This is a genomic window from Microvirga brassicacearum (assembly GCF_008757455.1).
GTDB lineage: Bacteria > Pseudomonadota > Alphaproteobacteria > Rhizobiales > Beijerinckiaceae > Microvirga > Microvirga brassicacearum.
This window is the reverse complement of record NZ_VCMV01000007.1, coordinates 1-11,067: the sequence shown is the minus strand read 5'-3', so window position 1 is coordinate 11,067 and position 11,067 is coordinate 1. Positions and strand designations below refer to the sequence as shown.

Here is an 11,067-nt window from a genome sequence, read left to right as displayed (position 1 = left end):
CTACGAAGCGCAATGACTTGTCCTATCGCTCAGGCGGCGCGACGAGGGGCGCAAGGACAAGTGCGTCCTGTCCGACACTTTGGTGGTCATCGGTAATGGAAATCGGAGAGTCCCCTCGCAAGCGAAACTCGCTTGGTCCGCGACCGGTCCCCTTTCGAAAGGCACGCGCGAAATTGGCCGGAGATGAATATCCCAATTCTGCCGAAACTCGGGTGATCGAACCGCTATCATGCCGGAGCAGCTCGGTAGCTCGCTGAATCCTTGCCGCGTTCGCCAAGCTGCGAAAATCGGTGCCAGCCCGATTTAGCTCACGTTGCAGGGTTCGGACGCTGATATCCATCGATTGCGCAGCACCATCGATGGATACACTGCCGGTGAGAACCTGGGCGCGGATCTGCTCCAACACGACGCCAAGCAAATCTCGTGGAGCGCCGCCCCGCCGGTCTCGCGCCACATCCTCAATGGTGACAATCGGCCGTGATACGCGTCTCGGAGCCGCAGATAAATGACGGCGCTCCATGACGATTGTCACCGCGGGAGCGTTGAAAAGGACCGGACACTGGAACACGTCGTCAAAGAGCTCGGTCTGGCGCGGCTTATCTGTATCAAGTTCAACACGCAGAGGACGCCAGTCAATCGGCAAGTAAGCTCTGAAGACGCTCAGCAGGACGCCGGCCGCGGCGCAGGCGACAATATCGTAGCCGGTGCGGCCGGCCAGAGCAAAACGGTAGCTGTATCGTACCTCGCCGCCGACGATCGCAACCGACATCCTATCGTCGGTGCTGTGGTAACAAAGGGCCGTAATGCTGCGCTCGATGGATCGGCCGAGGGTGTCGGCTCCAAGGACATAGCGTCCGAAACTGCCATAGTTGGCGACGTTCATCATCGGGGCCAGCAGGACGCCGAGGTTCGGCTCGCCCGCCGCTCTGGCCGCGGCAGCCACGAAACCAATGACCGCCGCGTGCGGGATGAAGCAATTCCGGTCCTCGATGAGTTCGAGATCGAAGCCCGCGGCCCGGTTGGCCTGCATGAGCGCCCTTTCCCCGATTTCGTGGCGCAGGAAAGCTGGCAGGCCGTGCAGTATCTGGTTGGAAATAACCGGAATCTCAGCCATGTGCGGGACGTTCCGGAATGCGCAGGGTTGGCGCAAAATGAGTGGTCTCGAAGTCCGATTGCTGCTTTGTGGCACAATATAAGTGTCTCGGGAACGGGGAAACCGGTTTACGGCCGTCGTCGGCATGGCTTTAATAGAGTCGGAAACGCCGGATGTCCGCTCGTCAGCGCTAACAGCGCAATAGCGGACGTCGCTGGAGGTCGCAGAATGGCCAAAGGCGGACATCCAGGCGGGTCTGGATTGACCGTCTTCGCATTGCCAACCACCGCACAGGGCGCCTAACGTTTTCCTGCTACCCGCACGCGCTTTGACCACAACTCGCGAACCTGAAGAAAGTGCTCCGATGCTGACGAAACGCGATCTGCTTCGCTCTGCGGCGATAACCGCGCTCGCCGTCGCGACGGCGAAGTCCACCCCGGCAATTGCGCAGAACAAAACCGAATGGCCCAACCTGTTGGAGGCCAAGGACATCGCCGAAGAGGGCTTCATCTACGGCTTACCGCTCGTGATGAATTATGCGGTGATGCAAGAGTTCGCCGTTGACAGGAACTCGGGGCAGTTTAAGGCGCCCTTCAACGAAATCAATAACATGCACCATGTCGCCACCCCAGCGGACACGGCAATCATCACGCCGAACAGCGACACCCCTTACTCGTTCATCTGGCTAGATTTGCGGGCTGAGCCGATGGTCATCTCGGTGCCTCCGGTCGAAAAGGACCGCTACTACGCGGTCCAGTTAATCGACGGCAACACCTACAATTTCGGCTACATCGGCACGCGCGCTACGCAGGCCGAGCCGGGCGACTATTTGGTGGTCGGCCCCGACTGGAAAGGTGAAGCGCCCACCGGGATCAAGAAGGTCTTCCAATCGACGACGCCGTTCACGCTCGCACTTTTCCGCACTCAACTCTTTAACCCCGACGACATGCCAAACGTCGAGAAAATTCAGGCCGCCTACAAGGCGCAGCCGCTTTCCACCTTCCTCAAACAACCCGCCCCGCCAGCTGCGCCGACGATCAACTTCGTTCCCGCCACCACTGCCGGGATCAAGGACAACTTCTTCCAGTATCTCGACGCCGCCCTGCAATTCGTCCCTGAGACACCAAGGGACAAGGCTGTTCGCGCGAAACTTGCGAAGATTGGCATCGGTCCCGGCAAGACCTTTGACTTCAAGGACCTCTCGCTCGAACACAAAGCCGAAATTCTGATAGGCATGAAGCAGGGTGACGACAAAATCGAGAAATGGCTGGCCGGCGGAAACAAACCCATCAACGGCTGGAACGTCAGCTCGCTTCTTGGCGACGAAGCCTTCTACAACGGCGATTGGTTGATGCGGGCCGGGGCCGCCAAGGCTGGCATCTATGGCAACGATGCAGCCGAGGCCATGTACCCCTTCACCAGAACGGACGCCGCCGGTGCGCCGCTCGACGGCAGCAAGCACAAGTACACCATCACCTTCGCAGCCGGCCAGTTGCCGCCAGTGAATGCGTTCTGGTCCGTGACGATGTATGACGGCAAGAGCCAACTCCTGGTCAAAAATCCGATCAACCGCTACCTCATCAACTCGCCGATGCTGCCGGGTATGAAGAAAAACGAAGATGGTTCGCTCACTCTCTATATCCAGAAAGACAGCCCCGGCGCGGACAAGGAAGCAAACTGGCTGCCGGCGCCCAACGACACAATCTATCTCGTGATGCGCCTGTACTGGCCGAAGAGCGAAGCGCCTTCGATCCTGCCGGCTGGCGAAGGGACGTGGCAGCCGCCCGGTATCAATGTGGCGCAATAATTATTCCCCGATCATGAATACCTCGACCAGGCTGACGCGTGGCGTCGGATGTCGATGAGGAGTGAACAATGATACGCACGACGAGACTGATTTGCGCCACCGCCGCGGTGGTGCTGATGGGCTTGGGCACCGCTTCCGCCGATACGGCGCCAAAGATGAAAATGACGACGCCCATACCGGATTCGATCACCACGCCGGAGAGTCTAGACACCAGGCTCGGCAAACTGAACTTTTTCGATGGCTTCCCCGACGACGCCACGTCGGCGAAGATCTACGACAATCTCGATTTCATGCGCGGCGTCGATGCTTTTCTCAATGCCATGCCCGGTGCATCCGTTGAAGCGCTGCGGGTTGGATTGGCCAGCCAGGGCGCCGACAACAATCAGACCATCCTGATCTTCGAAAAACTCATGGACTCGCGTTCGCTGTTCCTCACAGGCAACACCGAAAGCATCTACAATCTGATGTGGCTGGACACCAAGGCTGGCCCGCTGGTCATCGAGACGCCACCCAACATTCTGGGCATGATCGACAATCACTGGTTCGAATATGTCGGCGACGTTGGCAATGCCGGCCCGGACAAGGGCAAGGGCGGGAAGTACCTGCTTTTGCCACCGGGCTATGAAGGCGAAATACCTGAAGGCTATTTCGTGTTTCGAACCTCGACGTACGGAAACCTCTTCTTCTGGCGCGGCTTCCTCGAAAATGGCAGCACCGCGACTGCTGTCGAAAACACCAAGAAATTCGCCAAGGTCTATCGCCTTTCGGAAGCCGGCAATCCGTCGCCGATGAAGATCATCAACGTCTCGGGCAAGGAGTTCAACACCATCCATGCCAATAATTTTCACTTCTACGAGGAAGTGAACAACATCGTCCAATACGAGCCGAACGAGGCCTATCACCCGGAAGTGCTAGGACAGCTCGCCGCCATCGGCATTGTTAAAGGCAAACCCTTCGCGCCCGACGAGCGGATGAAGAAGATCCTCACCGAAGCCGTGGCCGTCGGCAATGCGACAGCGCGCACCATCACCTTCAAGACCCGTATGAAGGACGCCTATTATTATCCGGACAGTGCTTGGTTCACCGGCTTTGTCGGCGGTAGCTACGAGTTTCTTCTGCAGCCCGGCGTTCGCTATCTGGATGCCCGTGTCCTGTTCCATTACTATGCGACGGGCGTCACGCCGGCCATGGCGATAAAGCGCGTCGGCATCGGTTCGCAATATGCCGGTGCCACGACCGACAAGGACGGCAAGCCGTTCGATGGCAGCAAGACTTATAAGGTGCACTTGCCACCAAACATTCCGGCAAAGGAGTTCTGGTCGTTCGTTGCATATGACAATCAGACGCGTTCAATGTTGCAGACGGACCAGCAATTCCCCAGCATCGGCAGCGACAAGAAAGACATTGTGATCAACGCAGACTCCTCGGTCGATGTCTGGTTCGGCCCGACAGCACCGAAAGGCCATGAGACCAACTGGGTCCAGACGGTTCCTGGCAAGGGCTGGAACGTTCTCCTTCGCCTCTATGGCCCGCTGGAGCCATGGTTCGACAAGACCTGGAAACCGGGCGAGTTCGAACTCGTCAGATAGGAAACGCTAACGGAACCGTTGTCGGACTTATCCGGGGCTTCCGACCCCGGAGCAGGCTGATAGATTTCGCTGAGAGATGGCTGCCACGTTGGCAGCCATCGAGTTGCATACACCTCCGAATTGTGCCCGCGGCATAGCGCTCTCATTCGGCTGACGATTGTTCGCTTCCCACCCGCGTTCGACAGTGACTGCTATTTTCTCGAACCGAGCAGCCGCGTCGCAGGTGCGGTCAGCGCAAACTCCGGACGCTGCTCGGTGTGGGAATAGATTGCCCTCCTAAGTGGTACGTTTCATATTCGCAGAATCGGCACGCTGAAGTTGAGAGAATTTGTATGTTTCGTGCGAGGGCTGGCGATAACTACTCAGTAGTCCTTGCGGCGATGCTGTTGTTGGGCACGACATTTACATCCGTAGGCGCCCAGACCCTGAGTTTCGGCCCGACCGGCGCCGGCGGCTCCGGCTCCTGGGACAACACCACCGTCAATTGGTTCAACGGCTCGACGGCTGTGCCATGGGCGAGCGGAAACACCGCCGCCTTTGGAGGGACCGCGGGCACCGTGACCGTGAACGGTACGGTTGCTATGGGCGGTGCGACCTTCAACACCAACGGCTACGGGATCACCGGCGGCACGCTGACCCTGAGCGGGAATACGCCGACGATCACAACGAATGCCGGGATCTCGGCAACCATCAATTCGGTAATCACCGGTTCGACCCTGGTGAAGACGGGAACCGGAACCCTCACCATCGGCAATGCAACCAACACCTACACGGGAGGCACGACGGTATCGCAGGGTACGCTGGTGTTCGGCGGGAACCAGGCCCTCGGCAGTGGGACCGTGACGCTCGGCGACGCGAATACCCGAGCGTCGAACGTTTCGCTTCTGGCTAATTTCGGAAATTTCTTTTCAGCACAAAAGATTGCCAACAACATCGTCGTCAGCGGCTCGGGCACCGGCGCCGTCACGATCGGCTCGACCTCCTTCAATCCGGGCAGCAACGGAACAATATTCACGGGGATCATGACCCTGAACCGGGATGCCACGCTCCTCAGCGGAAACACAGACCGGACGACATTTACTGGAAAGATCACAGGCACCGGCAACATCACGATCGCGGGCTCCAGGGTCACCTTAGACAACAGCACCAATGATTTTTTGGGCAACGTCACGATCAGTGCAGGCTCCATCCTGCAGACGAATGCAGCCAACGTTCTACCGAGGACCGCCACCCTGACCATCCTCGGCAACGGCGTACTGCGATTTGTCAACACGGGAGACCAGACGATCGACGGCCTCAACGGTTCGTCAAACGCCGTCATTACATTCCTCGCCGGCGGTCGGCCGAATCTGACAGTCGGCGCGGCGAACGGCTCAGGAAACTTCGCCGGGCCAATCCAGAATGTGATCTCATCCTTCACCAAACTTGGCGCCGGCACACAGATCCTGTCCGGCGCCAACACCTATGCCGGCCGCACCACGATTTCCGGCGGTGTCCTGAGCACACAGCTCCTGGCCAATGGCGGTGCTGCAAGCGGCATCGGCGCATCCTCCAGCGCCGCCGCCAATCTGGTTCTGGATGGGGGCACGCTGCGATATACAGGGACCGGTGCAAGCACGGACCGCCAGTTCACGCTGGCGACGAATGGAGGCGGCATCGATGCGTCCGGATCCGGCGCGCTGAATTTCACGAGCACGGCCGCGGTGGCTTTAGGTAGCACGAGTCCTCGCACCCTGACCTTGACCGGCATCAGCAGCGCAGCCAACACGCTGGCCGCCCCCTTGGGCGACAGCGGCGGTCCAACCTCCCTCGTCAAGGCCGGCACCGGCAGATGGGTGCTGTCAGGGAACAACAGCTATACCGGCTCGACGACCATCTCGGCCGGCACGCTCACCCTGTCGGGCGCCGGCTCGATCGCGAGCTCCGCCAGGGTGATCGCCGACGGGACTTTCGACCTCTCGGGCGTGGCGGCCGCCAGCTCGAGCATCAAGAGCCTTGCCGGCAGCGGCAGCGCCACCCTCGGCCCCAAGATGCTCGTCATCACCGCCGCGAACGATACCTTCTCGGGCGGCATTTCCGGAAGCGGCGGGTTGGCGATCACGGGCGGCACGCAGACGCTGACCGGCACAAGCACTTACACCGGAGATACGGCGATCTCGGCCGGTACCCTTCAGGTCGGCGATGGCGGCATGAGGGGCTCGATCATCGGCAATGTCGCCAACGACGGCATCCTCGCCTTCAACCGCTCGGACACCTCCACGTTCGGCGGCTCGATCTCCGGCAGCGGCAGCATCCGGCAGATCGGGTCGGGCCTGACGAACCTCACCGGCGACAGCTCAGGCTTCACGGGCGTCACCTCGGTGGAATCCGGATCGCTCTCGGTCAATGGCAGCCTGTGCGGCGACATGAATGTGCTGGCCGGCGGCCGCTTGCAGGGCACCGGCTTCGTCTGCACGACGAGCAACGCGGGCGTTGTGGCGCCGGGCAACTCACTCGGCACGCTGACCGTGAATGGCAACTACACCGGCAATGCCGGTCTGCTCGAGATCGAGTCGGTGATCGGCGGTGACGCATCGCCTTCCGACCGCCTCGTCGTGACCGGCAACACGGCCGGCTCCTCCCGGCTCAAGGTCGTGAATCTGGGCGGTGTCGGCGCACGCACCGTCGAAGGCATCAAGGTCATCGATGTCCGCGGGACGTCGAACGGCACGTTCACGCTTTCGGGCGACTATGCCCTTCAGGGCCAGCAGGTGATTGTCGCTGGAGCCTACGGCTATACCTTGCAGCAGAACGGGATCAGCACGCCAACCGATGGCGACTGGTACCTGCGCTCGTCGCTGGCCACCGCTCCGGCGGGTCCGGATAGCCCCACATCGCCCGTATCATTTGGTCCGCTTTATCAGCCTGGCGTGCCGCTCTTCGAGACCTATGCGCAGGTGCTGCTCGGGTTGAATGGCGTGTCGACCCTCGAGCAGCGCGTCGGGACCCGGGCGTGGTCACCAGACACGGCTCCCGCCGCCGCGACGGCGCGCGAGGGCCTGTGGGGCCGGATCGAAGGTTCGCGCCAGGTGTTCGAACCATCCCGCACGACAAGTGGAGCGAATTACGAGTCCGATCAGCTGAAGCTGCAGATGGGCCTCGACAGCGTAGTGGTCGAAAACGGCAACGGGAAACTCGTGGCGGGCCTCACAGCCCAGTACGGCACGGTCTCGGCCGATGTCACCTCACGCTTCGGCGGTGGCAAAATCGACACCGATGGCTATGGGGTTGGCGGAACGCTCACCTGGTATGGTCACAACGGCTTCTATGCCGATGGCCAAGCCCAAGCGATCCGGTTTGACAGCGACATCGCCTCGACCCTGATCGGCCGTACCGTGGCATCCGGCAACGACGGTTCTGGTTATGCGTTGAGCGGAGAAACGGGCCAGCGTCTCGGCCTCGGCGCGGGCTGGTCGATGACGCCTCAGGCGCAGCTTGCCTATTCGGCGGTGGACTTCGACGGCTTCACCGATTTCTTCGGCGCGCGCGTCACCTCGTCCGATGGCGACAGTCTGAAGGGACGGCTCGGCCTCTCGGCCGACTTCGAGAGTGCCGGGGAGACCGGTCGCTCGAAGGTCTATGGCATTGCCAATCTCTATTACGAATTCCTCGACGGCACCGCGGCGAGTGTCGCCGGCGTCACCTTCGCCAATGCCAACGACCGGCTCTGGGCCGGCATCGGCGCCGGCGGCAGCTACAGCTGGTCGGGTGACAAATATGCGCTCTATGGCGAAGTGTCGGTCAACACCAGCCTCGCCCATGTCGGCGACAGCTACAGTCTCGGGGGAACCGGAGGCTTCCGGATGACCTGGTAACGGGAACGGCAGTCAGGGCCGGCTATTTCCAAATCCGATTGATAGTGGCGTTTGGATTCCGATCGAAGATACAAACCCTGTGCTGACATCGCTGCGCTCAGCGTCAACTGGAAGCCCCTCTCGTTTCGGCAGAGGGCGCGAAACCCTGAAGCTGCGAGAGGCGGACTTTAATTTCGGCGGTGGCCGACGGGTGGCTGGTGCTGCGGAATTCGAGGGTAAACCCTGATAGCGGATCGCCGGATTCTGTATGATACTGCCGGCCTGCCCAAACGGGAGCACCGCCCATGTCGCAGGCCATACTCCGCGATGATCAAGCCCAAGTCCCAAGGGAACAGTTGTTCCCGGGCATGATCGGAATCGCATGCTGCATTCCGGAAAACCCGTGCGATACTCGCGAGGACCAAAGTTATGATGCGCGCCAACCGCAGATGCACATCCTACGCCGGGTGCTGAAGGGCAGCTCGCACCTATGCGCGCCCGCCTGACCTACATACTGCCGCTACCGCCCGGCGGCGCACCACCTGCAGCCGGCTGACACTTCCACCAAAAGCACGTCGGATCTCGCCGCGTCAGCCGAGAAATTCTGGAAACCTGAAAGACGAAGAGGGAGAAGTCTAATGCTTCGTGCATTTCGCGCGGGAAGGTCAAATACCGCTTCCGCAGACGGCGGATCTTGGGTCAGGGGCGCGCTCGCCGGCGCGTGCAACGCATCGCGAACGGCTCTGTTGGGCGCGACTGCGCTCATCTCCGCCGCCGCCTTGACGCCAGCCGCCGCTCAGGCGCCGGCACGGCCGAACATCGTCGTGATCATGGGCGATGACATCGGCATCTGGAATATCGGCGCTTACCACCGTGGCATGATGGCGGGGCGGACGCCAAATCTCGACAAGCTGGCTGCGGAGGGCATGCTGTTCACCGACTACTATGCCGAAGCGAGTTGCACCGCCGGTCGCGCCAACTTCATCACCGGAGAGCTGCCGATCCGAACCGGTATGACCACCGTCGGCCAAGCCGGTGCGCCCATCGGACTGCCAGCGGAGGCGGTGACGATTGCCACCGCACTGAAAGACCTCGGCTACGCGACCGGACAGTTCGGCAAGAACCACCTGGGCGACAAGAACGAGTTCTTGCCAACGGTGCACGGGTTCGACGAATTCTATGGTTATCTCTATCACCTCGATGCGATGGAGGATCCCTGCCATCCGAACTACCCGCAGGAGCTGAGGGCGCAGATCGGCCCGCGCAACATGCTCCACTCATGGGCGACGAATGTCGATGATTCCACCGCGGATCCGCGATGGGGCAAGGTCGGCAAGCAAAGGATCGAGGACGCCGGTGAATTGTGCCCGAAGCGCATGGAAACCGTGGACGACGAAATCCGCGACAATGCTCTTAAGTTCATCGACAAGGCGAAGGCCGACAACAAGCCGTTCTTCCTGTGGCTCAACCCCACACGGATGCATATCGTCACGCACCTCTCGCCGAAATACCAGGCGATGCGTAACTCCCAGAACGGCTGGTCCATCCATGAAGCAGGCATGGCGCAGCTCGACGATGACATCGGCCTCGTGATGAAGAAGCTTCGGGACGCCGGTGTGGACGACAACACGATCGTCGTGTTCACCACCGACAACGGCACCGAGGTTTTTACTTGGCCTGATGGGGGACAGACCCCCTTTGCTCAAAGCAAGGGCACGGTGATGGAAGGCGGCTTCCGCGCACCGGCCATGATCCGCTGGCCCGGCAAGGTGCCGGCTGGCAAGGTCGAGAACGGTCTCATCTCCGGGCTCGACTGGTTCCCGACGCTCCTGACGGCGGCCGGAAACCCGAACATCACCGCCGAGCTGAAGCAGGGCAAGAAGATCGGCGACAGGACCTACAAGAACCATCTGGACGGCTATGACCAAACCAACCTGATCACCGGCAAGGGTCCGTCCAATCGCCAGGAGATCTTCTACTTCGGCGAAAGCACGTTGGGCGCGGTCCGGTTCGGCGATTACAAGTATCGCTTCATCGACCAGCCAGGTGGTTGGCTCGGCAGCAAGACCCAGGTCGATGTGCCGTTCCTGACCAATCTGCGCCTCGATCCCTTCGAGCGCACCGGCTGGCCCAATTCAGGAACCAAGGAGGGAGCGCAGCAATACTTTGACTGGTTCAAGTACGAATTCTGGCGCTTTGTGTTCGTTCAGCAGCAGGTAGAGAAGCTGGCCATGACGGCGGTCGAATTCCCGCCGATGCAAAAGGGCGCGAGCTTCAACCTTGAAGCTGTAAAGCAACAAATCGAGGCCGCCCGGGGGGCAATCGGCAAATAGGTGAGTCAAGGATTGATGCACGCGGGCCATCGGTTGTGGTTGCCCGCGTGCATCCAACTCTCACACGCGCTCAAGCACTTTTGAGAACTGGAGGAAGTAGCGATGATAAGGTTATTGCCAGCTCTTGCCCTTGCCGCAATCGCCACAGCGGCGACGGCCCAGGTCGGACCGCCTACGTCCCAACGGCCTTGCTCGGCCAACCGGCAGCTTGTTCTGAAGGAAGGCGCGGTTGTCCTGGATACGGGACCCAACACCTATGCTCGATTCGTCAAAGGTGCTGGTGAATGCCTCGTCGATCAATTCCCCGAGCCGGCATGGGTCCCGAGCTCGAACAATCCCCAATGCTTCATCGGCTATCGATGCAGAGACAGCTCCGACGAGTTCTAACGCTTGATCCGGATCAGTTCGTCGA

Annotated in this window: 6 protein-coding genes; 4 read left to right on the top strand and 2 right to left on the bottom strand. The window is 60.6% G+C overall.

The window, feature by feature from the left end:
- Nucleotides 1–22: 22 nt before the first annotated feature.
- Nucleotides 23–1,114: an AraC family transcriptional regulator gene (locus tag FEZ63_RS05745; RefSeq protein ID WP_150942687.1), complete on the bottom strand. Its 1,092-nt coding sequence runs from the start codon at nt 1,112–1,114 to the stop codon at nt 23–25.
- A 343-nt stretch (nt 1,115–1,457) separates the two neighbouring features.
- On the opposite strand from FEZ63_RS05745, the gene FEZ63_RS05740 reads away from it, so the two are divergent.
- The 4 genes from FEZ63_RS05740 to FEZ63_RS05720 all read left to right on the top strand — a co-directional run bounded on the left by FEZ63_RS05740 (nt 1,458) and on the right by FEZ63_RS05720 (nt 10,655).
- Complete coding sequence (locus tag FEZ63_RS05740; protein ID WP_150942686.1) at nt 1,458–2,900, top strand: DUF1254 domain-containing protein; 1,443 nt, start codon at nt 1,458–1,460, stop codon at nt 2,898–2,900.
- Nucleotides 2,901–2,968: 68 nt separating this feature from the next.
- Nucleotides 2,969–4,489, top strand: coding sequence for a DUF1254 domain-containing protein (locus FEZ63_RS05735; protein WP_150942685.1), 1,521 nt, complete (start codon nt 2,969–2,971; stop codon nt 4,487–4,489).
- 332 nt (nt 4,490–4,821) lie between these two features.
- Nucleotides 4,822–8,343 carry an autotransporter outer membrane beta-barrel domain-containing protein gene (locus FEZ63_RS05730; protein ID WP_150942684.1) on the top strand — a complete coding sequence of 1,174 codons (3,522 nt, stop codon included), beginning with the start codon at nt 4,822–4,824 and terminating at the stop codon, nt 8,341–8,343.
- A gap of 617 nt (nt 8,344–8,960) precedes the next feature.
- Nucleotides 8,961–10,655 carry an arylsulfatase gene (locus FEZ63_RS05720; RefSeq protein WP_150942804.1) on the top strand — a complete coding sequence of 565 codons (1,695 nt, stop codon included), beginning with the start codon at nt 8,961–8,963 and terminating at the stop codon, nt 10,653–10,655.
- 111 nt (nt 10,656–10,766) lie between these two features.
- On the opposite strand, the gene FEZ63_RS25360 is transcribed toward FEZ63_RS05720, so the two are convergent.
- Nucleotides 10,767–11,067 (bottom strand): hypothetical protein (locus FEZ63_RS25360; protein ID WP_210251573.1); only part of this gene is annotated, 301 nt, incomplete at its 5' end.